The 22,982-nt window shown below is 41.6% G+C and carries 22 protein-coding genes; 10 read left to right on the top strand and 12 right to left on the bottom strand.

Annotated elements, in window-relative coordinates:
- The first annotated feature begins 8 nt into the window (after positions 1–8).
- Complete coding sequence (locus HRU23_16525; protein ID NRA55745.1) at positions 9–1,523, top strand: SpoVR family protein; 1,515 nt, start codon at positions 9–11, stop codon at positions 1,521–1,523.
- Here HRU23_16525 and fadR read toward each other — a convergent pair.
- Complete coding sequence (fadR, locus tag HRU23_16520) at positions 1,513–2,232, bottom strand: fatty acid metabolism transcriptional regulator FadR (protein ID NRA55744.1); 720 nt, start codon at positions 2,230–2,232, stop codon at positions 1,513–1,515. The genes HRU23_16525 and fadR overlap by 11 nt on opposite strands.
- A 348-nt stretch (positions 2,233–2,580) precedes the next feature.
- Here fadR and nhaB point away from each other — a divergent pair, with 348 nt between their 5' ends.
- Together nhaB and dsbB are read left to right on the top strand one after the other, a co-directional pair.
- Positions 2,581–4,176 (top strand): sodium/proton antiporter NhaB, encoded by a 1,596-nt coding sequence (gene nhaB / locus HRU23_16515; GenBank protein ID NRA55743.1) that lies wholly within the window; start codon positions 2,581–2,583, stop codon positions 4,174–4,176.
- Between the two features lie 130 nt (positions 4,177–4,306).
- Positions 4,307–4,831 (top strand): disulfide bond formation protein DsbB, encoded by a 525-nt coding sequence (gene dsbB, locus HRU23_16510; protein ID NRA55742.1) that lies wholly within the window; start codon positions 4,307–4,309, stop codon positions 4,829–4,831.
- On the opposite strand, the gene HRU23_16505 is transcribed toward dsbB, so the two are convergent.
- The 3 genes from HRU23_16505 to HRU23_16495 form a co-directional block, all read right to left on the bottom strand.
- Positions 4,828–5,277 carry a YcgN family cysteine cluster protein gene (locus HRU23_16505; GenBank protein NRA55741.1) on the bottom strand — a complete coding sequence of 150 codons (450 nt, stop codon included), beginning with the start codon at positions 5,275–5,277 and terminating at the stop codon, positions 4,828–4,830. The genes dsbB and HRU23_16505 overlap by 4 nt on opposite strands.
- 177 nt (positions 5,278–5,454) lie before the next feature.
- Positions 5,455–6,426 carry a lytic murein transglycosylase gene (locus tag HRU23_16500; GenBank protein ID NRA55740.1) on the bottom strand — a complete coding sequence of 324 codons (972 nt, stop codon included), beginning with the start codon at positions 6,424–6,426 and terminating at the stop codon, positions 5,455–5,457.
- A gap of 20 nt (positions 6,427–6,446) precedes the next feature.
- A complete protein-coding gene (locus HRU23_16495) occupies positions 6,447–6,722 on the bottom strand; it encodes a YcgL domain-containing protein (protein ID NRA55739.1) in 276 nt (91 codons plus the stop codon).
- Positions 6,723–6,836: 114 nt separating this feature from the next.
- Here HRU23_16495 and minC point away from each other — a divergent pair, with 114 nt between their 5' ends.
- The 3 genes from minC to minE are packed head-to-tail and all read left to right on the top strand — an operon-like array spanning position 6,837 to position 8,659.
- Positions 6,837–7,574 carry a septum site-determining protein MinC gene (minC, locus tag HRU23_16490; protein NRA55738.1) on the top strand — a complete coding sequence of 246 codons (738 nt, stop codon included), beginning with the start codon at positions 6,837–6,839 and terminating at the stop codon, positions 7,572–7,574.
- A gap of 13 nt (positions 7,575–7,587) precedes the next feature.
- Positions 7,588–8,397: a septum site-determining protein MinD gene (gene minD, locus HRU23_16485; protein NRA55737.1), complete on the top strand. Its 810-nt coding sequence runs from the start codon at positions 7,588–7,590 to the stop codon at positions 8,395–8,397.
- Position 8,398: 1 nt separating this feature from the next.
- Positions 8,399–8,659 (top strand): cell division topological specificity factor MinE, encoded by a 261-nt coding sequence (gene minE / locus HRU23_16480; protein NRA55736.1) that lies wholly within the window; start codon positions 8,399–8,401, stop codon positions 8,657–8,659.
- Positions 8,660–8,735: 76 nt separating this feature from the next.
- Here the strand turns inward: minE and rnd are convergent, their stop codons facing one another.
- From rnd to HRU23_16445, 7 genes are all read right to left on the bottom strand, one after another.
- Positions 8,736–9,878, bottom strand: a complete 1,143-nt coding sequence (gene rnd, locus HRU23_16475; protein NRA55735.1) for a ribonuclease D — start codon at positions 9,876–9,878, stop codon at positions 8,736–8,738.
- A 90-nt stretch (positions 9,879–9,968) separates the two neighbouring features.
- Positions 9,969–11,654 (bottom strand): long-chain-fatty-acid--CoA ligase FadD, encoded by a 1,686-nt coding sequence (fadD, locus tag HRU23_16470; GenBank protein NRA55734.1) that lies wholly within the window; start codon positions 11,652–11,654, stop codon positions 9,969–9,971.
- 184 nt (positions 11,655–11,838) lie between these two features.
- Entirely contained in the window at positions 11,839–12,678 is an 840-nt protein-coding gene (locus tag HRU23_16465; GenBank protein NRA55733.1) for an alpha/beta hydrolase, read from the bottom strand.
- Positions 12,679–13,320 (bottom strand): M50 family metallopeptidase, encoded by a 642-nt coding sequence (locus tag HRU23_16460; GenBank protein ID NRA55732.1) that lies wholly within the window; start codon positions 13,318–13,320, stop codon positions 12,679–12,681.
- A gap of 51 nt (positions 13,321–13,371) precedes the next feature.
- The gene (locus HRU23_16455; protein ID NRA55731.1) at positions 13,372–13,767 is read right to left on the bottom strand and encodes a hypothetical protein; all 396 of its coding nucleotides are present in this window, start codon (positions 13,765–13,767) and stop codon (positions 13,372–13,374) included.
- Positions 13,768–13,831: 64 nt separating this feature from the next.
- Positions 13,832–14,524 carry a tRNA (adenosine(37)-N6)-threonylcarbamoyltransferase complex dimerization subunit type 1 TsaB gene (gene tsaB / locus HRU23_16450; protein NRA55730.1) on the bottom strand — a complete coding sequence of 231 codons (693 nt, stop codon included), beginning with the start codon at positions 14,522–14,524 and terminating at the stop codon, positions 13,832–13,834.
- Positions 14,525–16,462, bottom strand: coding sequence for an ATP-dependent DNA helicase (locus tag HRU23_16445; protein NRA55729.1), 1,938 nt, complete (start codon positions 16,460–16,462; stop codon positions 14,525–14,527). It abuts the gene before it with no gap.
- Between the two features lie 268 nt (positions 16,463–16,730).
- Between HRU23_16445 and HRU23_16440 the strand changes: the two genes are divergently transcribed.
- Entirely contained in the window at positions 16,731–18,287 is a 1,557-nt protein-coding gene (locus HRU23_16440) for a methyl-accepting chemotaxis protein (protein ID NRA55728.1), read from the top strand.
- Positions 18,288–18,359: 72 nt separating this feature from the next.
- Here the strand turns inward: HRU23_16440 and tviB are convergent, their stop codons facing one another.
- A complete protein-coding gene (tviB, locus tag HRU23_16435) occupies positions 18,360–19,640 on the bottom strand; it encodes a Vi polysaccharide biosynthesis UDP-N-acetylglucosamine C-6 dehydrogenase TviB (protein ID NRA55727.1) in 1,281 nt (426 codons plus the stop codon).
- 355 nt (positions 19,641–19,995) lie between these two features.
- Here tviB and miaB point away from each other — a divergent pair, with 355 nt between their 5' ends.
- From miaB to ybeY, 3 genes are read left to right on the top strand one after another with little or no spacing between them, the layout of a single operon-like run.
- Positions 19,996–21,420, top strand: a complete 1,425-nt coding sequence (gene miaB, locus HRU23_16430; protein NRA55726.1) for a tRNA (N6-isopentenyl adenosine(37)-C2)-methylthiotransferase MiaB — start codon at positions 19,996–19,998, stop codon at positions 21,418–21,420.
- A gap of 45 nt (positions 21,421–21,465) precedes the next feature.
- On the top strand, positions 21,466–22,536 hold the full coding sequence (locus HRU23_16425) for a PhoH family protein (protein ID NRA55725.1): 1,071 nt from the start codon (positions 21,466–21,468) through the stop codon (positions 22,534–22,536).
- Positions 22,523–22,981 (top strand): rRNA maturation RNase YbeY, encoded by a 459-nt coding sequence (gene ybeY / locus HRU23_16420; protein ID NRA55724.1) that lies wholly within the window; start codon positions 22,523–22,525, stop codon positions 22,979–22,981. The genes HRU23_16425 and ybeY overlap by 14 nt, the downstream gene beginning before the upstream one ends.
- The last annotated feature ends 1 nt before the right edge of the window (position 22,982 follow it).

Genomic DNA, 22,982 nt, shown 5'->3' with positions numbered 1-22,982 from the left:
AAGGAACTATGAATTCAAAAAAACTGCTTGATGATAGCCCGGACTGGACGTTTGAAAAATTGGAACTTTATCATCAGGCAATCAAAGAGGTAGCTGCGCAGTATCGCCTCGATACCTACCCTAATCAAATAGAGGTTATTACCTCAGAACAAATGATGGACGCCTATTCCAGTGTTGGCATGCCAATAGGCTATGCTCATTGGAGCTATGGTAAAAAATTTATTCAAACCCAGCAAAGTTACCAACGTGGTGAAATGGGCCTCGCCTATGAAATCGTCATTAATTCTAATCCGTGCATTGCTTATTTAATGGAAGAGAACACCATGACAATGCAAGCCTTAGTTATAGCTCACGCTTGTTACGGTCATAATTCATTCTTTAAAAATAATTACTTATTTACGACCTGGACCGATGCAGACTCAATCATCGATTATTTGCTCTTTGCTAAAAATTTCATCAGTGATTGCGAAGAAAAGTACGGAATTGATGAAGTAGAAGATTTATTAGATTCATGTCATGCATTGATGAACTTGGGCGTAGACCGTTATAAACGTCCGAGTAAAATATCCATGCACGAAGAGCATCAACGCCAAAAAGTCCGCGAAGATTATCTGCAAAGTCAGGTCAATGATTTATGGCGTACGATCCCTAAAAAAGACAGTGATAACCAACTAATAAAGGATCGATTCCCCAGCGAACCTCAAGAAAACATCCTCTATTTTATCGAAAAAAATGCACCATTATTACAATCGTGGCAACGTGAAATTATCAGAATTGTCCGAAAAATATCACAGTATTTTTATCCTCAAAAACAAACTCAGGTGATGAATGAAGGCTGGGCGACCTTTTGGCACTACACAATTTTAAATACCCTTTATGACCAAGGCCAAGTCAGCGATAAGTTCATGCTAGAGTTTTTACATCAACATACCAATGTTGTCTATCAGCCACCCTACAACAGTGACTACTACTCGGGCATTAATCCCTACGCTTTAGGTTTTTCAATGTTTTGCGATATCAAAAGAATTTGCGAAGATCCGACCGAGGAAGATAAACACTGGTTTCCAGACATTGCGGGCAGTAATTGGGTGGATACCCTGCATTTTGCCTGTAAGAACTTTAAAGACGAAAGTTTTATCAGCCAATTTCTATCACCACACCTGATGCGTGAAATGAAATTATTTAGTATCACCGACAACAGTCAGCTCAATCATATTGATATAACGGCTATCCATAATGAACAAGGCTATCAAAAGGTAAGAGAGGCTTTATCTAAACAATACAATTTAGCCAATATTGAACCGAACATCCAAGTCTATGATGTACAGGTTGATGGAGACCGCTCGTTGACTATTAGATATTATCCCCAGCAACAAGTTCCACTGGCTAAATCAGCAGAACAAGTACTTAAACATTTGCACCGTTTGTGGGGGTTCGAAGTTAAATTACAACAGAAACAAGAAGATGGCAGCATTGATTTACTTAAATGCTGCCCGGCCAAAAAGCCTGAGGCTACCTTATAGAATCAACAATATCGGTCGGCAAGCGGTCGCGCAATGCCGCCCATATCTTACCTGTTTTCAAGCCATATCGACGAACGCAGCTAATCACTTGCTCAAAATTTCCTTGTTGAGCTAAATGAGCGAGTTCTCGATAATGTTCATCGGCTAAGCGACGGGCTTCTTCCGATTCGAAATACAATTTACCAACTCGACCATATAAATCTTTGAAGCCATTTAAGATTAAGACATAAATTGAGTTATTTGAGGCAAATGCTAATTGATGATGCATCCGGTAATCGAAATCAGAATAAGCAATGGCAGTATCTTCTAATTGATTAAAATTATTGATGATTTCTGCTGATTTATCTGGGTTATGCTTAAATGCAGCCCGGACGTAAATTACTGACACATTAGTTCTAGCCGATAACAGCTGATCGATTAATTCAGGAATACCACTTTGATCTAAGCGTGCCATCGTAACGAGCACATTTAAACCTGCAGTTTCCCAAAAATTATTGACCTTGGTTGGCTTGCCATGTTTGATAGTCAACCAGCCATCACGCGATAGACGCTGTAAAACTTCCCTTAACGTCGTGCGAGTAACACCGATAAGTTCGGACAGTTCACGTTCGGCGGGTAAAAATGACCCCGCAGGAAAACGGCCGGTCCAAATAGAGTCAACCAAATACTCCTCTGCAAACCCAGCTGGGCTTTGCGCCTTATAAATCATCGTTACGCTCAAGTAAAGTCATTAAAATCCAAAGAATGATACCAGAGCTACCATAAATTGATACCACTTTATGATTTAACGTATTTATGCCCATTTTTTACGCTATTAACCGCTTTATCACCTCAATTTTGATGTAAGTCTAACTTTTAGCTACAAAACCCATTATGATAGCAACGTTCAATTTTTGAATTTAGCACCCAGATGGACACGAGATTAAACAATAACACAACAGTTCTAGTATGATTTTCGTTCAGACCGAGACTTTTTAGCTAGTGTTATTAAGTGTGAGTTATTGTAGAATCCCATATCTTTTAACATACTAATAACAACTTATCGAGCGAGGGTCCAATGCCGTCTATGCCGCTTAGTAAAGCATTTATGTTGAACTTTTTAGGTAATTCACCTAAATGGTACAAACTTGCAATAATCTCATTTCTTATTATTAATCCTATTGTATTCTTTCTTGTTGACCATTTTACCGCTGGCTGGTTACTCGTCATCGAGTTTATATTCACTTTAGCGATGGCGTTAAAATGTTATCCGTTGCAACCCGGTGGTTTACTGGCAATTCAAGCCGTTGCGATCGGTATGACCAGCTCAGATAAAGTATTACACGAAATAGTCGGTAATATCGAAGTAGTGCTCTTGCTGATCTTTATGGTCGCTGGCATTTATTTTATGAAAGAGTTGTTGTTATATGCTTTCACTAAACTAATTACCAACATCAAATCTAAAATAGTCTTATCGTTATCATTTTGTTTTGCTGGAGCGTTTCTATCTGCCTTTCTTGACGCACTAACGGTAATCGCCGTTATTATCAGTGTTATCATCGGTTTTTACTCGGTCTATCACAAAGTAGTTTCAGGCAAGGGACATGGTCATAATCACGATCACACTGATGACGAGACCTTTCATGCTTCGCATCGTGACGATTTAGAGCAGTTTCGTGGTTTCTTACGCAACTTACTAATGCATGCCGGTGTTGGTACTGCATTGGGCGGTGTAATGACCAAAGTAGGTGAGCCACAAAACTTAATCATTGCTGATAAAGCCAGTTGGGAATTTATTGAATTTGCGATAAGAATGTCTCCAGTAACTATCCCGGTGTTCATTTGCGGCATGATCACTTGCGCCGTGATTGAAAAATTTGGCTGGTTTACCTATGGCGTTAAATTACCTGAAAATGTTCGTACAATTTTGGCCGATTATGCTAAAGAACAAGATATAAATAGAACAAGTAAGGACAATGCCAAATTAGTTATTCAGGGGATTTTAGCAGTTTGGTTAATTATCGGATTAGCATTTCATTTGGCTGCGGTAGGTTTAATCGGTTTGTCGGTCATTGTGATGGCCACAGCCTTTAACGGTATTACCGAAGAGCATGCGCTGGGCAAAGCCTTTGAAGAAGCCTTACCCTTCACTGCTTTGTTGGGTGTGTTCTTTGCTATTGTCGCGGTGATTATCGACCAAGGACTTTTTACCCCGGTGGTCAATTGGGTATTAAGCTACGAAGGCACAACGCAATTGGTGATGTTTTATATCGCTAACGGCTTATTATCGATGGTTAGTGACAATGTCTTTGTCGGTACCGTTTATATCGAGCAAATTACCAGTGCCTTGAACAGTGGTCAAATAACTCGTGATCAATTTGACATGTTAGCCGTAGCGATTAATACCGGCACCAATTTACCAAGTGTCGCCACACCGAACGGCCAAGCCGCCTTCCTATTTTTACTGACTTCAGCCCTAGCACCACTGGTTCGATTAAGTTATGGTCGGATGGTCTACATGGCAATTCCATATACTATCGTTTTATCGCTCGTTGGCTTTATCACCATTCAGTCTGGTTTCTTGGAAAATTCGACCCAAAAGCTTTATGATAATGGCTTAATCCAGCACCACAGCACCAAAGCAATACAACAAACAGATGGTAGCTCTCACTAGTCGTAATAATCACCATTACAGCCTTGCTGGTCGGTAAGGCTGTATCAACTAACTTCGATTTAATTAAGATATAACATACCGCGCAGCATCAGTTTTATCTGCCCTTCAATTATGTTGTAAAAGGATCTTCATGTTCAATTATTTAAACTTCATGACGAATAAACGCTGTGCTTGGCTATTATTGTCGAGCGTTGCCATCAGCTTTGAATTAGTTGCGCTGTTTTTTCAGTACGTGATGGCATTAGAGCCCTGTGTGATGTGTATTTATCAACGCACAGCTATGCTAGGCATTGCCGCTGCCGGTCTGATTGGCGCCATTGCACCGTCGCTAGCAGTGTTTCGTTTCAGTGCTTATCTGCTTTGGGGGTATAGTGCGATAAAAGGGTTGTTGATTGCGATTGAACATGTTGAAATTCAAACGACGCCATCGCCATTTTTCACCTGCGATTTTGCGCCTAACTTTCCTCAATGGCTAAAGCTCGATCAGCTCATGCCATTGTTTTTCAGAGCTACTGGCGACTGCGCCGATATATCTTGGACCTTCACTGGTTACAGCATGTCGCAATGGATGATCGTTATCTTTGCCAGTTTTACGCTCGTACTTGCAGTAGTCGTTGTAAACCGCTTGCGCCCTAGCAACAAGTTTATCCCTTAAGGTTTAAATTCGAGCGGCCAAGTTACCACATGATCTTCAAGATCTCCGGCCGCTTGTTCACTAATAATTTTACCACGAATAGACTGGCCAAATCGATGCATTGGCTCAGTAGAACCTACCAGTAAAGGATGCCAACTTGGTAACGGCTTACCCTCATCAAGTAAACGATAGGCACAACTTGCTGGTAACCAGCCAAAGCTTTCACGATTGGCTAAAGTCACTTTAAAACAGTCTGATACTAATTTAAAACGATTTGGATAATCAATACATTGGCATGACTTACTATCTAATTGCGAGCAAGCAACGTTGGTAAAAAATAGTTCATCAGTTTCATCATCAATCACTTTGTTAAGGCAGCATTTGCCACAGCCATCACATAAGGATTCCCACTGCGAATCACTCAATTGGTCCATGGGTGTTGTTTGCCAAAATTTAAGTTCGCTCATAGTACCTCCTGCCGGCGAGAAAGCGGCGAAGCTTATACTAAATATCGAGCAATTACATTATTTATATTCGAAGAATGCGTCTGCTTATAATCGCGATTAAACGGCTATTAATAAGCTAAAATTCATCGATTGCTCACCAGTAACAACGGTGAAGTAAAAGGTTGCTAGCCGTAATCATTACTCAATAGGTGGAAATTTGATTCGATCAGCGAGATAACCGACCGCGCTAGAAAAATACGGTGAATCTTTCCATACAAGTAACGTATTGAAATTATTATAGACTAAATAAATTCGGCCATTAAGGCCGTCTGGAGCCACCAAACTCGCTTTCATGTTGACGCGAGGCAATTTTTCACCATTAAAACGCTTCACTCCTAATTTTTGCCATTGGCTCAAAGTCTTACTTTTAGTAAGCCCAATCTCATTGGCGGTAAAGTTAGCAGGTAGCTTGACTTGACGACCCCAAGTTTGCTGGTTGTCCCAACCATTTTCCGCTAAAAAATGAGCAACCGATGCGAATGCATCGGCATTAGATTGCCAAACATCCGAAAAGCCATCACGATCGAAATCTTGAGCGCTACTTAAATAGTTAAGTACTGAGAAATTTATCATGCCTAACCGCCCGGACCGGTCACTACGAAAATCAACGTGACGACTGACGTCTTTATCTAAAGCAGTAAGGATTAAAAAAACTTGTTGCCGTAATGCTGTATTGTTCGGCTCATTGTAAGCTAAAGAAACTAAAACTGACATCGCCGGATAGCTGCTTAGTTTTTTAGAAAAGCCGGTTTCAATGCCCCATATAGCTAAAATAAAACGAGGTTGAACTTGATATTTTTCTGCTATTTTTTGCAATAACACGCCGTGCTCTTTAAACAACTGGCGGGCTTTTTCAACTTTCCATCGTGGTACTTCAGCTTTTAAATAAGCCTCTAACGATGATTCTAGCGGCTTGGTTCGCTGGCCATGAAATACAGCCCGCTTAAATTGCTTAACTTTGGCTAAAGATTGCTCAACCGTTACGGTTGAAATATTAAGTTCAATTGCTTCTAGCCGCAATTGTTTGACAAATTGAACAAAAGAATCTCGTGACTGACCATGACTAGACATGGAGATAAAACCAATAATAAAAAGGCTAACGTAACGCATCTGTTGTTTCTCGACTCTATTTATGGCTGAGGACTATTATCTTGTTTGAATTCTTTAAGTAAATCGACCACGGGCGGCGGGATTTGTAAATAAAAGCCCTGCTCCTTAATTTGTGCGATTACTTTGTCTTTATTAGCAATCGATAGCTCGCGCTTAGCTAGCGAGAACATCATAACAAATACTGGCCGCCCAAAAGTGCTCATTAGTTGCTTTGGCACGGGAGAAAAATCATCTCTTTTCGCTATATAGAGGAAGGTATCTGCTTTTTTGGTACTTTTATAAACTGAACATATCATAGGGGATTAAAAACCTGTGTTGGTGCCTTGCTACTTGGTATGTGAAAATATAACATGACAGTGGTAAAAAATAATTAAGAATTCATATGTTTTTCGTTTCGGGGTTAATTGTTAATGTCTAATGCAAGTGCTGAGTTAAAAGGCAGCCTTTTTCCACTATCGGTATTACAGCTCGATGATGCTGATTTTACCAAACTGCAAAGCCAGTTAATCAATAAGCTTGCTCAGGCTCCTTCATTTTTTTTTCGTGCCCCTTTGGTCATCAATATCGAAAAAATAACTGAGGATACTTTAGACTTTGCTACACTAAAAAGCGTCGTAGAGCAAAACGATTTTATTTGTGTTGGTATCTGTAATGGTTCCGCAGCTCAAAAGAAGCAGGCTCGCCTTGCTGGTTTAGCTGTACTTAATCAACCTAAACATCAACATACAGGATCTAAGTCGACGATTAAACCGCAAGAAACTGTCGTCGCAGAGCCTGAAAAAGCTATAGTATCAGATCCAATCTTACACCAAACCAAAGTTGTAAGACAAAATGTTCGATCTGGTCAACAAATTTATGCCAAAGATGGTGATTTAGTCATCATTGGTTCGGTCAGTAATGGTGCAGAGGTCATTGCCGACGGTAATATTCATATATATGGTTCATTACGCGGCCGTGCCATCGCCGGCGCATCAGGCAATAAGCAAGCAGCAATTTTTAGTCAATCAATAGAAGCTGAGCTCGTGTCAATAGCGGGAACTTATTGGTTAAGTGAATCATTACAATCATCGACCTGGAAAAAATCAGGCGTAGTCAAATTAGATCAAGAGCAGCTTACCATTGAGCCTCTTATCACCATGTTAAATTAAAGGAATTAACTAGATGTCTCGAGTTATTGTTGTTACCTCAGGAAAAGGTGGGGTTGGTAAAACAACCTCCAGTGCAGCAATCGGCACTGGCCTTGCCTTAAAAGGCTTTAAAACTGTTATTATCGATTTTGATATTGGCTTACGTAACCTTGATTTGATCATGGGTTGTGAGCGCCGAGTTGTGTATGATTTTGTTAATTTAATTAACGGTGAATCGAACCTTACTCAAACATTAATTAAAGACAAACGAGTTAAAGAACTCTTCATTTTGCCGGCATCCCAAACACGCGATAAAGATGCACTAACGAAGGAAGGTGTTGGTAAAGTTATTGAACAATTAAAACAAAAGTTTGACTATATTATTTGTGACTCGCCCGCTGGTATCGAGGCAGGGGCTATGATGGCGCTATATTATGCTGATGAAGCCATAGTAACAACTAACCCTGAAGTATCTTCAGTGCGCGATTCAGACCGAATTTTAGGTATTTTACAAAGTAAATCACAACGTGCGGAGCAAGGCCGAGAGCCAATCAAAGAGCACCTACTTATTACCCGCTATAACCCCACTCGCGTAGATGAAGGCGAAATGTTAGGTGTTGATGATATTGTTGATATTCTGGCGATTAAGTTACTCGGAGTTATTCCTGAGTCACAAGCGGTGTTAAAAGCCTCTAATTCTGGCGAACCAGTCATCCATGATACCAACAGTGATGCAGGCCAAGCCTATACCGACGCTATCTCTCGCTTACTTGGAGAAGAAGTTAATTTTAGATTCTTAACAGCCGAGAAGAAAGGGCTACTAAAACGTTTATTTGGAGGCTAAGATGGCCCTATTAGATTACTTTCGCAGTCCCAAGAACAATACGGCGTCATTAGCTAAAGAAAGATTACAGATTATTGTCGCACACGAGCGTAACGGTCGAGCAAGCCCTGACTATTTACCGATGTTAAAGCAGGACATATTGGCTGTGATCGCAAAGTATGTAAACATATCTGAAGATCAAGTCAGTGTCGAATTCGATAACAGTGACGAACTAGCAGTGCTAGAACTCAATGTCACTTTGCCGGATCCAAGCCGAAAATAACCGGCGCCTCAGCATTAGTTAGTCCATGATAAGCCCATGGACTAACTAAGATTACCGCAACAAAAACGCCAATAGCTTATAACTTGGCCATAGCACCGTCAGTGTTAATCAACAATTGTTGAATCTCTTGACCCACTACCTCGTGCCGCCAGCCACTAAATAGAACCGGCTGAGTTTGGTTATTAAGCTCTTTTTTCCAATAAAAACTCAATACTTCGTGGATAAGTTTCTTCGATGCAATCATCTCTTTAGGTATATCACTCTCAGTAGCCACTTTTTCCACTAATGATTTTATCGCTTTAAATTGTTGCTTGTAACACGGGTAATCTACCAAACGCGTTAATTTTTGCGGTAAAAACTCTTGATTCATACCTGATTCGACTAACTGGAGAATTCTATTTCCGTAGCGTTTCACAACCATCGGGTGTATTTGTTGCAACGCTTTCAACTGCGATAAATGCTGTGGTGTTTCCTTGGCAATAGCTAATAATTCAGCGTCTTTAAGTACAAACCCTAAGGCTAAATCACGCTTGAGCGCCTCTTGATAACGCCATTGCGTCAATTGCTGTAATACAGCGAGTTGCTCAGGTACCAGTTGCCATGCACCACTTATATCTAAATACTTATCTTGAGCATTACTCGTTGATACTTTAATCGAAAGACGGCGACTCTCTTGCTCACAAATGGATGTTTTACCATTGGCCTGCAATTGCTCTATCAATTTGAAATAGACCTGATAAAGATAATAAACATCATTAGCCGCATATTGCAGCTGCGCACTAGACAGTGGTCGTGCTAACCAGTTGGTGCGTGATTCGCCTTTATCAAGTAATATATCAAGTTGATTTTCAATCAACTTTCCATAGCCAAGGCTAGAACCTTGACCCGTGAGTGCAGCGGCTACCTGTGAATCAAAAATAGAAGTAACCGTCAACTGACCATAATTTCTAAAAACTTCGAAATCTTCACTGCCGGCGTGCAGCACTTTTACGATATTAGGATCGGTTAAAATAGCCCAAAAAGGACTAAGGTCAGCTATCGCTAGCGGATCTATTAACGCTAAGGTTTTACCATCATAAGCTTGTAGCAAGCCTAATTTTGCTGAAAATGTACGTTCACGTACAAATTCTGTATCAACCGCAACGACCGAGGCCTCTAAATAGCCCAAGCATAAATCGTTGAGTGCTTGCTGAGTATCTATATAAGTGTATTTAACCAAAAGAAAGTCCAAAAAAAAGCTAGCCATAATGGCTAGCTATATTAACGCAATATCAATAACTGCGCATTAATTGTCAGTAATAAAAAACGATTAACTCGGCTGCTTTAGTTTAGCCAATTCTTGTTCACGTAATTCCCGGCGCAGGATTTTTCCAACATTAGTTTTCGGTAGTTCATCACGAAATTCAACCAACTTAGGCACTTTATACGCAGTAAGGTTCTCTCGACAATGTGCGATCAACTCTTTTTCACTGAGTTTATCGTCTTTTTTGACCACAAAAACTTTAATCATCTCGCCTGATGTACCCTTAGGAATACCAACAACCGCAACTTCAAGGACATGGGGGTGCATTGCACAAACATCTTCCACTTCATTAGGAAAAACATTAAAGCCAGACACGATGATCATGTCTTTTTTACGGTCGACGATTTTAAAGAAACCTTGATCATCCATCACCGCTATATCACCGGTACCAAACCACTCACCGCTCATGACATTAGCCGTTTCTTCGGGACAATTATAATACCCCTGCATCACCTGGGGTCCTCGAACCTGTAATTCGCCAGATTCACCAATAGCGACTTCCTTGCCCTGTTCATCAACAATCCGGCAATCCGTCGAAGAACATGGCAAGCCAATATTGCCACTAAAACTGGTCGCATTATGCGGCGTAATCGTGACCAAAGGGCAACATTCAGTTAAGCCATAACCTTCCAGTAAAAAGGTCTTAGTTACCTGTTGCCATTTTTCGGCGACAGCTCGTTGCACGGCCATGCCGCCACCAAGCGTTAGTTTTAGGTGAGAAAAATCTAATTTAGCAAAGTCGTCATTATTTAATAACGCATTAAACAAGGTATTAACCCCAGTTAAAGCGGTAAACTTTACCCTAGATAATTCTTTGACGAAGCCAGGTATATCACGCGGATTGGTAATCAACAGGTTTTGCGCGCCATATTTCATAAACATTAAGCAGTTAGCTGTTAAAGCAAAAATATGATACAGCGGTAACGCCGTCACTATTATTTCTTTACCTGGGGTGATAATACAACCAAAACCAGCCGATGCTTGCTCAAGATTAGCAACCATATTCCGGTGTGTCAGCATTGCGCCTTTAGAAGCACCAGTGGTACCGCCAGTATATTGAAGGTAAGCGAGATCTTCGCCGGTGATTTCTAGTTTAACATACTCACTAGTGCGGCCTTTGGCCAATGCATCACGCATCGATATCGCTTGAGGCAAGTTATAAGCTGGCACCATCTTTTTGACGTATTTAACAACAAAATTAACCAGTACTCGCTTAAATGGCTTAAGCTGATCGCCCAAGTTTGTCACTAAAACATGTTCGATTGCCGTATCATTAATGACTTTATCAAGGGTATTGGCGAAATTAGATACAACAACAATAGCCTTAGCGCCAGAGTCATTTAGTTGATGCTTTAGCTCTCGCGGGGTATAAAGAGGATTAACATTAACGACGACCAAACCTGCCCGTAACGCCCCAAACATCGCAATTGGATATTGCAATATATTAGGCAACATAATCGCAACGCGATCGCCTTTAACTAACTTCAGGTCATTTTGAAGGTAGGCAGCAAAGTCACGGCTTAACTCGTCTAATTCACCATAAGTAAGTGAATGCCCCATATTTGAAAACGACGGTAAATCCTTGAAATTATTTACACTTTCTTCGAATAAATCAACTAACGATTGATAATGGTCAGGATTGATCGTCGCAGGGACATCTTTGGGATAGCTATTTAGCCAAATTTTTTCCACAATAAATTCCTTATGTTTATTAACCGGTGTTATTATAATTGTTGTTAATATCGGCCGTGGCCGTTAGAACACGTGTTTAATATTCCCACAACCACCTAGTAATTGACAGTATATTTTAGAGTTTTTACACTAAAGTATACTAATTTCAAAATAATACAAACGTTCGTTTTTAATTATCAACAAGTTACAGTAACAGATGTGACGATATCGCCGACCATGTTAGCTGTGGCTGTTCCATATGAACATGATGACCACCAGCTAACTCCACCACCGAAAGATCGTCAATCAAGCCACCACGATATTGCAAACTTGTTTTAACCATTGGTAAACCATTCGAACCTATAATTAATAACGTTTTAGCCTTAATACTAGCCACAACGTCTTGTGCCTGCTCCTCAGTCATCCGCCACGGAGAAATTAATCGTAATCGTATATCACTGCGCCAAGTATAACCACCCGCTATCGGCTCTATCGCACGCATTACTAATACTCTTGCAATCTCAAGACTAAAATCACTGACATGAAAGCGCGCATTAACCGCACTTTGAGCGGTTGGGTGCACCGGTTTTGATTTATTAACTAAATTACGCTGAGCGATTATCGACTTACGAATCGACTCTTGAGTTTTATTAGCGTCCGCGACCATTGGCCCTAACGCTTCTATGACCACCAGTCGATCGACAAGTTCAGGGAAGCTAGCGGCAAAAATAGAACCAACAATGGCGCCCAGTGAATGCCCAACGATATGGACCTTGCCCCAACCTTGCTGCTCAATTAAGCAGTATAAATCGTAAACATAATCAAGCAGTTGATAATTCACACCTGGTGGTCTATGGCTTGAAAATCCATGCCCCGGCCAATCAATGGCGATAAAGTGATACTGTGACACGTGACTCGATAGCGGGATGTAACTTGCGGCATTATCTAACCAACCATGCAACGCGATTATTTTGGTCGCACTTTCATTTCCCCAGCTAACGCCCCCTAAAGTGATATGGGGTAAATCAAATGTTAATGTTTTCATTTATATGTTTTTCTCACTTAACTGCCACATTTTAATCAACAAATAGACGCCCCAACTAAACCAAGAAATTATCCATACAAATTCAGGAATGTAGGTAATGCTTGCCAGTAGTGCCTCATCACCTGTCATATTTGGGATCAGCAAATACAACGGGCTTTTAATCGCATTAAATAATACTGTAACGCCAATCAGTTGACTGATCCAATTTAAAAGCCGTCCGCGCTCGTTTCGTAACATCAAACTAAATAATCCAATGGCCGCGCCCAAAATTACGCCAGTTAACAGATCGCGAACCCATAAAATTAAAATCACACAAAATATAACAATTAATAGTGCTAAGGTCGTCTGAATAATTCGCCGCCGATATCCGGCCTGAAACAATAAAAAGCCCCAAACAGCAGCACCAGCATAACCAGAAAAGGCAATCGCCACGTCTAAACCGCCACGTGATATCACCCTACCAGCACCACTGAGCTCTAATTTAAACTCGATAACCTGCCCCGCGGTTAGCACGGTCATAATCGCATGAGACAACTCATGAAAAATTGTTTCAATCCATTTAAAACCGATGCCGATCACCGGTATGTAAGTTATTACCACGGCAATTACACAATATATGATAAATAAAAGTCGTTGATTCATTAAGGTAGGCCCGATGTAAGTGAACTAATCACAGTGCTAATAGATGATATGTTAAGCGAAGGTATCTATACCGACTAGGCGTTGAATTTCTTCTCGTTTGGGTGCATTAACCACTTGCTGATAACTGGCAATTGCAAAACGATTAGCCCCTGATGGTTGGTCGTATACAGTTTTATTGTCAACCCCAGAACTGGCAGCCTGTTCAAAATCGAAATCTTGCGGCAGCGGCTCGCGAAATAACGGCTCTTGCTTGGGTTTATTCTGGGGTTGCTGATAGGAATTTGACGGGTTAACGGGCGTTTTTGTCACTGAATTAGTGACGTCAGCTTTTATTCCACCAGCGGTAGGTGGTATAGATTCAACTGGATCTACCGCGACCTTAGCATGTTGGGCGGTACTGGTAGAGGGTCTTTGATAGCCACCAATATTGTGGTTAGTAATGTACATAAAAATATATTAACACGTCTATCAACAAATAATAGCCACCATGACCAGACCAGTACCGGCGTTTTCACTCACGACCAGGCAATTTTTTCCACGTTACTGTATCACGTAAATAAACCGGTGCTGCCGCTTCGACATCAATAGCTTGTCCCGCTTGCCACTGCTGCAGGGCTAATGCTGTCATGTATTTGGCGTCCGGGTATAAGATCTGCTCGAGCGGTTCAATTGTCGCTAAGCTCAGTAATTGCGGGTAAGCTTGCCATGCCGTACCAACAGCATAATACTGACTTTTTTCAAATTGCAGCTGTGCTAATTTTTCAGGTGCAATCACCTGCTCGATGCCGACTAACGTCGCAATACCATCGATGTTGTGGAAAACGCCCCAATAAACTTCGCCCATGCGCGCATCAATTGCGGCCATCACGTACTGAGCATTATGCTGCTCAATGGCTTGTTGAGCCATCGCCGCTAAAGTTGAAATAGGGATCACGGGTTTATCACTGCCTAAAGCCAACCCTTGCATAATACCGCTGCCAATACGAACTCCGGTGAAGCTGCCAGGCCCGCGGCCCCATGCAATAGCATCCAGAGCGCTGACTTCTAGTTTAGCTTGCTGTAGTAGGCCATCAATCATCGGTAAAATTAACTTAGTGTGGATTCTAGGAGCCACCTCAAACTGACTAGTCACTTTGCCATCAATCAATAAAGCAGCCGAGCATGCTTCGGTTGAGGTATCTATAATTAATATTTTTTCAGACATTTATTCTTCACTGTTAGATAATTGTTCTAGATATGTAATCACTTGCTTTAAGTCTCGCGTGCGTTTCATATCAGGTAAACTTTGTAAAAAGGTGCGACCGTAAGGCCGGGTAACAATCCGGGTATCACATAATAGGAAAACCCCTTGGTCACTGCCATCACGAATAAGCCGGCCAGCCCCCTGTTTTAGTGCAATCACGGCCTGCGGAATTTGAACCGCAGCAAAACCATCTTGACCTTTTTTGGCGCAATCTTGCAAACGCGCTTTCAGTAATGGCTCGTCTGGTGATGCAAACGGCAATTTATCGATAATAACACATCGTAAGGCATTACCTCTAATATCAACCCCTTCCCAAAATGAAGACGTTGCTAATAATAGTGCATTGCCGTCGTGACAAAAATCATGCAACAATTGCTGTTTGCTGTCATCTCCTTGCACTAATAAACGCTGGCTAATTTTACCGCTGAGCGACTTGTGCAATCGGTTTAAGGTCGAATAACTTGTCACCAACACCATAACCCCGCCACCGCTCGCTTCTAACACAGTCATAATCAATTGCACTAACTGGTCGGTATACTGGGGATGATTAGGCTCAGGCAAATAACGCGGCACACAAAAAAGCGATTGCGCTTGATAATCAAACGGACTGTCGAGTGCTAAAGTACTGGCCTGCTCAATGCCTAGCTGAGCTTGATAATGACTAAAATTATTGTCTACTTGCAAGGTCGCCGAAGTAAAAACCCAACTGGCCTGATATTGTGCTGTATGTTGCTTAAATTTATCTGAAATCGACAATGGGCTAATATTAAGTTGTAAATGCTGCCGGCTCGCCTCATACCAAAAACTAAAACCGAGTTTACTGGTCTGCTCAAACAACGCCAAATTAGCCTTTAGTTCAATTAATCGCTCAAAACAACTGTCTAATTGATCATTGCGAGATAATGATATTTTTATCACTTGATAGAGAAAGTCGACATTAATTGTTAGCTGCTCAAAAGCGCTAGTAACGTCCTTACGCTGCATCGCTTGTGCCCAATCACCGCGCTCGCCGTGATGAGAAAAACACAATCGCAACTGATCACTGCAACGCTCAATAATTTGCGCGGCCTTGAGTAGCTGCTTAGTATCTTTGAGGCCGCTGTGATAAACATAACTCACATCTTTAGCCAATTCTTTGAAACTGCGCGTCGAAATAGACTGACCAAAATAACCACATGCAATATCAGGTATCTGATGCGCTTCATCAAATATAATCAAGCCAGCTTGGGGAATTAGTTCACCAAAACCCGTATCTTTTAAGGCCATATCGGCAAAAAACAAATGGTGATTGACCACCAACAAGTCCGCATCCATCGCTAAGCGTCGCGCTCGCAACAAATAACAATCATCATAATAGCTACATTGGCGTCCGGCACAGTTATCAGCAGTCGATGTCACTAAAGGCAAAGCTAATGACGCTTCCGACAAACCGGGCACATCCCCTAAGTCACCAGAGACCGTATGGGCTGACCAACGCTTAATCTGACTCAGGTCGGCTTCAATTTGTGGATGACTGCTGGCGCCTTGGGCCGCGATTTTTTTTTGTCGTTCAATACATAAATAATTACTGCGACCTTTTAACAAGGCCACTTTCAATGGCTTATTTAAAGCTTTGCGTACCAGCGGTAAATCTTTATGAAACAGCTGCTCTTGCAAGGCTTTTGTACCAGTGCTAATAATTGTCTTTTCACCGCTTAAAATAGCACTAACCAAGTAAGAAAACGTTTTGCCGGTGCCAGTTTGGGCCTCAACCACCAATTGTTGCTGTTGCGTTATCGCGGTGCAAATGGCGACAGCCATCTTCGTTTGCGCTTCACGTGGTTGATAGCCGTCAATCGCTTGCGATAATGCGCCATTAACAGCAAAACTTTGTTCAACTTGTTGGATTAATTCACTCATATGGCTACTGATTAGATGACGATGCTAGATAAAGGACAAGAGAGCGATATATTAAGCTAAATCACATTTATACGCTAACGATGCGACCATTTAATTATTAAATAGCCTTGAACACTCGCGTATTTAGTGCGATGTTGGGTTTATCACAAATGAGCTAACTGTGATAATGAGTTATCACAGTATTATCGAAAGTATCGGTTATAAAGAGTCTTATTTATAAAGTCTTATATCGATATTTTTTGGCGGTTAAAAAACATCAAGGATGAGCATGAGAACTAATTTACCGATCACTAATAATGAGCATATGCTAACCGATGATGCGCTGCTTATTTCAACAACCGATTTGCAGGGTAAAATCACCCTTTATAACAAGGATTTTCTTGACTACTCAGGTTTTACTCGCGCCGAGCTTGATGGTGCAGATCATAACTTAGTTCGCCATCCTGATGTACCTTCTGCCGTTTTCGCAGAAATGTGGCACCACCTGAAAACTGACCAGCCTTATATGATCTTGGTGAAAAACCGCCGTAAAAATGGTGACCATTATTGGGTTAACGCCTTTGTAACGGCAATCAAAGAAAATGGCCAAGTAATAGGTTATCAATCAGTACGCACCAAACCGAGCAGAGATGAAGTTGCATTAGCTCAAAAATTATATGCTCGGCTTAATAAAGGAAAATCTCGGGTCAACATTAAAGATATTGACATAAGCACTTCGATGCCTGCGCTTGCCTTGTTAGCCGGTGCCATACCTGCGGTGGCTAATTTCAGCTTAAATTTGAGCAGCACTGTCGCGCTTGGGCTTACCTTAGCCTCAGGAGCTGTTATGGCACTAGTCGCACGAAGCTTACTGTCAAATTATCGCCAATTAGTAAAACAATCAACTCAATATATCAATTCAAAGACCCTCAATGAACTTTATGCTGATGATACTAGCGGTATTGGTCAACTTAAAACCCATTTAAAAATGAGCCAAGGTCAAACTCGAACGATTTTAGAACGGGTTAGACACTCTTCAAAAGATTTAACCAGCTTAAGTATAGATGCGGCGGAAGTCGCGGTGCAAACCAATGATTCGTTAGCCAACCAAGGCCGTGAAATAACCGGGATGCAAAGCGCATTTGAGCAAATGATTGCCAGCGTCTCTGAAGTCGCCGAAAATGTTCAATTAACCGCTGATGAAACATCACTCGTTAGTAAAGAAACAGTGCAATCTCAGTCTTTAATCGAGGATACCATTTCCGATATTAATTTATTAGCCAATGGCTTAGAGAACGTGGTTTCCCGCTTATCGAGCCTTCGTCAAGCCTCCAATGAAATTGGCAGTATTTTAGAGGTCATTACCGGTATCGCCGAACAAACCAACCTGCTGGCGTTAAACGCTGCGATTGAAGCAGCTCGTGCTGGAGAGCAAGGTCGTGGTTTTGCGGTGGTAGCCGATGAAGTCCGCTCATTGGCCACTAAAACTCAAGAGTCAACGGAGCAAATAAAAGCGACCATTGACAAGCTCCAAGCCGAATCAATTGAAGCTGAAAATGTCACTCAAAAATCAATGACTCAAGTCACTAGCTGTGTTGATAACGTGAACAAATCAGGTGTCAGCATCAGTAAAATAAGCCAAGCAATTGAATCAATCAACAAAATGAACACCCAAAACTCTGCTACGGCTGAAGAGCAACGGGTAGTGAGTAACAACGTTCAAGAAATGTTTACTTCCATAGGTGATGAGATTAAAGCGACTGAAACTTTATCTCAAAAGACCGCGCATTCATCGGATGAACTATCCAAGTCGGTTCGTCAAATAATGCAATCATTAGCTACTTAACTCCTAAGCTTAAACACAAAAAAGCCAGCTAGTTAGCTGGCTTTTTTTAGTCCTTTTTTGTCCTGATAGTTATCAGAGCCTAAGGTCGACATCTTCAGGTGCCAAGGCATATTTAAGATCATATAAAATGCCATCAGGCTTAAGGTAACTACGAATTTCTTCAACGCCTAACTCAATAAATTTCTGATGTGAAACCGCTAAAATGACCGCGTCGTACGTATCTACTTTAGGCACTTGAGTTAACACAATGTCGTATTCTTCCAGCGCTTGCTCGGCACAGGCACAAGGGTCATAAACATCTACCATCACATCGTATTCCGCCAACGCCTTGGTAATATCAACCACCTTAGTATTACGTAAATCAGGACAGTTCTCTTTAAAGGTAAGTCCTAAAATTAAAATTTTAGCATCAACCACTTGTAATTTTTTACGGATCATCGCTTTAATTAACCGCGTGACCACATACTTACCCATATTGTCATTGATCCGTCGCCCAGCGAGTATCACTTCGGGTAAATAACCAATTGACTGAGCCTTGTGCGTTAGGTAATAAGGGTCAACGCCAATACAATGCCCCCCGACCAGCCCAGGCCTAAAAGGCAAAAAGTTCCACTTGGTGCCAGCCGCTTTTAAAACTTCTTCCGTATCGATATCTAGCTTATTAAAAATAATGGCTAATTCATTAACTAAAGCAATGTTTAAATCGCGTTGGGTATTTTCAATTACCTTAGCCGCTTCAGCCACTTTGATTGAACTGGCTTTATGGGTGCCAGCGGTAATGACTGTGCTATAAAGATTATCGACGAAATCAGCGATGTCCGGTGTTGAACCCGATGTCACTTTTAAAATGTCACACACCCGATGCTCTTTATCCCCCGGATTAATCCGTTCGGGGCTATAGCCGGCAAAAAAGTCGCGATTAAAGGTTAGGTTAGAATAACGCTCCAATACCGGAATACAGACCTCCTCCGTGGCACCAGGGTAGACAGTCGACTCATAAATGACCACATCGCCTATCGACAATGATTTGGCAATAGTTTCACTGGCTTTTATTAAGGGGGTTAGGTCTGGTTGGTTCGACGAAGTGATTGGTGTTGGCACCGTCACGATATAGACATTGGCTTCGGATAAGTCTTTAGTGTTGCTGCTAAAGATTAACCCACTCGCATCGAACAACTCTTGCTCACTAACTTCCATCGTTTCATCACTACCTGTTCGAAGGTCGTCGATTCGTTGCTGGTTAATATCAAAGCCGATGGTGTGAAAATGATGACTAAATGCGACGGCAAGTGGTAATCCGACATAACCTAACCCTATTATTGCAACCTTGGTTGCTAAGATATCCTTTTCCATATTTATGCGCTCTGTCCGTTATCAAAAGTTTACTCCTGTATAAATTAATAGCAGAAAATATCGGGATTGGCATAATATTTATCCTATTTCACCCTTATAATTTGATTTTGGCTTGTCTCTTATTTACGATTAAATCCCACTCGTCGTATTTTGATAAAATAAGCCAACCTTGGCTGGTTTTTAAGTCCTAACCTTTAATTGTAAATTAGCCCAAGTGCCATAATCTGACGCTTAAGCAAGGCATTAGATATATTTAGCCCACATTGGTGAATTAAATCGCAATTTAATACTAGCAAGCTGCGTCTCAGACGGGTAAAATGTGCCGCTATTTTTATCAGCGGTAATTGAGAGAACAATGGCTAAGAAACTACTTATAAAAACCTGGGGTTGTCAGATGAATGAATACGATTCATCTAAAATTGGCGACTTGCTAGGCACCATGGGATATGAATTAACCGAAGAACCAACCGATGCAGATGTATTACTGCTTAATACGTGTTCTATTCGTGAAAAAGCCCAGGAAAAAGTATTTCACCAACTTGGCCGCTGGAAAAACTTAAAAGATCTCAAGCCTGGTACTATTATCGGTGTCGGCGGTTGTGTTGCCTCACAAGAAGGCGCAGCTATTCGCAAGCGTGCGCCCTTTGTTGATTTAGTCTTTGGCCCACAAACCCTGCATCGCCTGCCAGAAATGATTAAACAACTTAAAGCTGGCAAAGAAGCCGTTGTTGACGTTAGTTTTCCTGAAATTGAAAAATTTGATAACTTACCAGCGCCAAAAGCTGATGGCGTAACCGCCTTTGTCTCGGTGATGGAAGGTTGTAGTAAATATTGTAGCTTCTGTGTGGTTCCATATACCCGCGGCGAAGAAGTATCACGACCACTTGATGATGTATTATTTGAAATAGCTCAATTAGCCGAACAAGGCGTACGTGAAGTTAATTTGCTGGGTCAAAACGTTAACGCCTATCGCGGCGCGACCCATGAAGACGATATCTGTGATTTTGCGACTTTAATTCGCTTAATCGCAGCCATTGATGGCATTGACCGCATTCGTTACACCACCAGCCACCCGGTCGAATTTACCCAAGAATTAATCGACGTTTATGCCGACGTGCCAGAATTAGTTGATCACCTGCATTTACCGGTTCAGTCAGGTGCCGACCGGATCTTAAATCTAATGAAACGTAACCACATGGTCATTGAGTTTAAATCAACGATTAAGCGATTACGTAAAGTACGCCCGAACATCGCCATGAGCTCTGATTTTATCATCGGCTTCCCCGGTGAAAGTGATGAAGATTTTGAGCAAACTATGCAATTGATCAGAGATATCAATTTTGACATGAGCTTTAGCTTTATCTACAGCGCGCGTCCTGGCACACCTGCGGCAGATTTGCCTGATGATGTTACCATGGACACTAAAAAATCACGTTTATACGAACTGCAACAGCAGATTAACGTGCAAGCATTGCAACATGCTCGTGTTATGTTAGGCACTGTACAGCGCATTTTGGTCGAAGGGCCATCTAAGAAAAACCCAATGGAGCTACGAGGCCGGACCGAAAACAACCGTGTGGTTAACTTTGAAGGACCTCATAGCTTGATTGGTGGTTTTGCCGATGTTGAAATTGTTGACGTCTTTGCCAACTCGTTACGTGGTAAGTTTATCCGCGGCGAAAATGAAATGGACCTGCGAATTGAAACATCACCGCAATCAATTTTAGCCAGCCGCCAAGATACCATCGATGAAATTGGCGTTGGTACATTTACCCCGTAACAAACGATAGTTAAGCTGCAAGTTATCTCTGATTAGGATAATACTTTGACCAACAAATTGATTACGCTCAATTGCTATTTAGAACCAGCGACTCAAGCAAGGCTAGCTAACCTATGCGGCCCGTTTGATGACAATTTAAAACATATTGAACGCCGGATGGGCGTTGAAATAAGTTACCGTGGTAACTGTTTTAATGTTGTGGCTAAACCACATCTAGCTAAAATCGTGATCGACATGCTGCGTGAGCTTTATATTGAAACGCAGCCGGTCAAAGGCAATGTAAACGACATTGAGCCAGCAATGGTTCACTTGGCCATCGCGCAATCGAGCATCCTTGCGCAAGACTTGGCTAAAACACTCGGCGGTGAACGCGGTAAAGAAGTTTATATCAAAACCCGCAAAGGTTTGATTAAACCGCGTAACCCCAATCAACAAAACTATGTCGCTAATATCATTAGCCACGACATCTGTTTTGGGGTTGGCCCAGCGGGTACCGGTAAAACATACTTAGCGGTCGCTTGTGCGGTTGATGCGCTGGAGCGTCAAGAAGTACGCCGTATCATATTAACCCGCCCTGCCGTTGAAGCAGGCGAAAAGTTAGGTTTTTTACCCGGCGATTTAAATCAAAAAATTGATCCCTATCTACGACCACTTTACGATGCATTATTTGAAATGCTTGGTTTTGAAAAAGTTGAAAAACTGATCGAGAAGAGTGTTATTGAAGTTGCCCCACTCGCTTACATGCGTGGACGCACCCTCAACGACGCTTTTATTATTTTAGATGAAGCCCAAAATACCACGGTCGAGCAAATGAAAATGTTTTTGACCCGGGTTGGCTTTAACTCTAAAGCGATTATCACCGGTGATATAACCCAAGTAGACTTGCCACGTCATGTCAGAAATGGCCTGCGCCATAGCATTGAAGTCTTAGCCGATATTGATGCAATTAGCTTTAATTTTTTCCAAGCCAGTGATATTGTGCGCCACCCAGTAGTGGCACAAGTCGTGCGAGCTTACGAGCGTTACGATGAGAAAATCAACCGTGAAAAAGCGCAACAACTGATGTCAAATATTTCATCAGTGACAACCAATGAAGAACCCCATGATAACTCTTGATTTACAAATAGCCTGCGACGAGCAAAGCTTACCCAGCCAACAAGATTTCGAACTTTGGCTGCAAGCCGTATTGAGCACAGTAAAACCCGACGCAGAAGTCACGATTCGATTAGTTGAACCGAGCGAAAGCCAAGAGCTAAATCATCAGTATCGCGGTAAAGACCGCCCTACAAATGTCTTATCTTTTGAGTTTGAAGCGCCACCAATGCTGGAACTTGATTTATTAGGCGATTTAATTATTTGCAAACAAATCATTGAAAAAGAAGCGATCGAGCAAGAAAAACCACTGTTAAACCACTGGGCACATATGGTTGTACACGGTACCTTGCATTTGCTAGGCTATGATCATATTGATGATGATCAAGCTATTGAGATGGAATCTTTGGAAAAGGAAATTTTGGCTAACTTAGCCATTGACGATCCTTACCGAGACGATCTAGTATAAA

This window comes from Gammaproteobacteria bacterium, assembly GCA_013214945.1.
Classification (GTDB): domain Bacteria; phylum Pseudomonadota; class Gammaproteobacteria; order Enterobacterales; family Psychrobiaceae; genus Psychrobium.
This window is presented reverse-complemented; position numbering and strand designations above follow the sequence as displayed.

Excerpts from the sequence above, each read along its gene's own strand:
- HRU23_16525 (NRA55745.1), top strand. The coding sequence starts at position 9 with ATGAATTCAAAAAAACTGCTTGATGATAGCCCGGACTGGACGTTTGAA.
- fadR (NRA55744.1), bottom strand. The coding sequence starts at position 2,232 with ATGATTTATAAGGCGCAAAGCCCAGCTGGGTTTGCAGAGGAGTATTTG.
- nhaB (NRA55743.1), top strand. The coding sequence starts at position 2,581 with ATGCCGTCTATGCCGCTTAGTAAAGCATTTATGTTGAACTTTTTAGGT.
- dsbB (NRA55742.1), top strand. The coding sequence starts at position 4,307 with ATGTTCAATTATTTAAACTTCATGACGAATAAACGCTGTGCTTGGCTA.
- HRU23_16505 (NRA55741.1), bottom strand. The coding sequence starts at position 5,277 with ATGAGCGAACTTAAATTTTGGCAAACAACACCCATGGACCAATTGAGT.
- HRU23_16500 (NRA55740.1), bottom strand. The coding sequence starts at position 6,426 with ATGCGTTACGTTAGCCTTTTTATTATTGGTTTTATCTCCATGTCTAGT.
- HRU23_16495 (NRA55739.1), bottom strand. The coding sequence starts at position 6,722 with ATGATATGTTCAGTTTATAAAAGTACCAAAAAAGCAGATACCTTCCTC.
- minC (NRA55738.1), top strand. The coding sequence starts at position 6,837 with ATGTCTAATGCAAGTGCTGAGTTAAAAGGCAGCCTTTTTCCACTATCG.
- minD (NRA55737.1), top strand. The coding sequence starts at position 7,588 with ATGTCTCGAGTTATTGTTGTTACCTCAGGAAAAGGTGGGGTTGGTAAA.
- minE (NRA55736.1), top strand. The coding sequence starts at position 8,399 with ATGGCCCTATTAGATTACTTTCGCAGTCCCAAGAACAATACGGCGTCA.
- HRU23_16465 (NRA55733.1), bottom strand. The coding sequence starts at position 12,678 with ATGAAAACATTAACATTTGATTTACCCCATATCACTTTAGGGGGCGTT.
- HRU23_16460 (NRA55732.1), bottom strand. The coding sequence starts at position 13,320 with ATGAATCAACGACTTTTATTTATCATATATTGTGTAATTGCCGTGGTA.
- HRU23_16455 (NRA55731.1), bottom strand. The coding sequence starts at position 13,767 with ATGTACATTACTAACCACAATATTGGTGGCTATCAAAGACCCTCTACC.
- tsaB (NRA55730.1), bottom strand. The coding sequence starts at position 14,524 with ATGTCTGAAAAAATATTAATTATAGATACCTCAACCGAAGCATGCTCG.
- HRU23_16445 (NRA55729.1), bottom strand. The coding sequence starts at position 16,462 with ATGAGTGAATTAATCCAACAAGTTGAACAAAGTTTTGCTGTTAATGGC.
- HRU23_16440 (NRA55728.1), top strand. The coding sequence starts at position 16,731 with ATGAGAACTAATTTACCGATCACTAATAATGAGCATATGCTAACCGAT.
- tviB (NRA55727.1), bottom strand. The coding sequence starts at position 19,640 with ATGGAAAAGGATATCTTAGCAACCAAGGTTGCAATAATAGGGTTAGGT.
- miaB (NRA55726.1), top strand. The coding sequence starts at position 19,996 with ATGGCTAAGAAACTACTTATAAAAACCTGGGGTTGTCAGATGAATGAA.
- ybeY (NRA55724.1), top strand. The coding sequence starts at position 22,523 with ATGATAACTCTTGATTTACAAATAGCCTGCGACGAGCAAAGCTTACCC.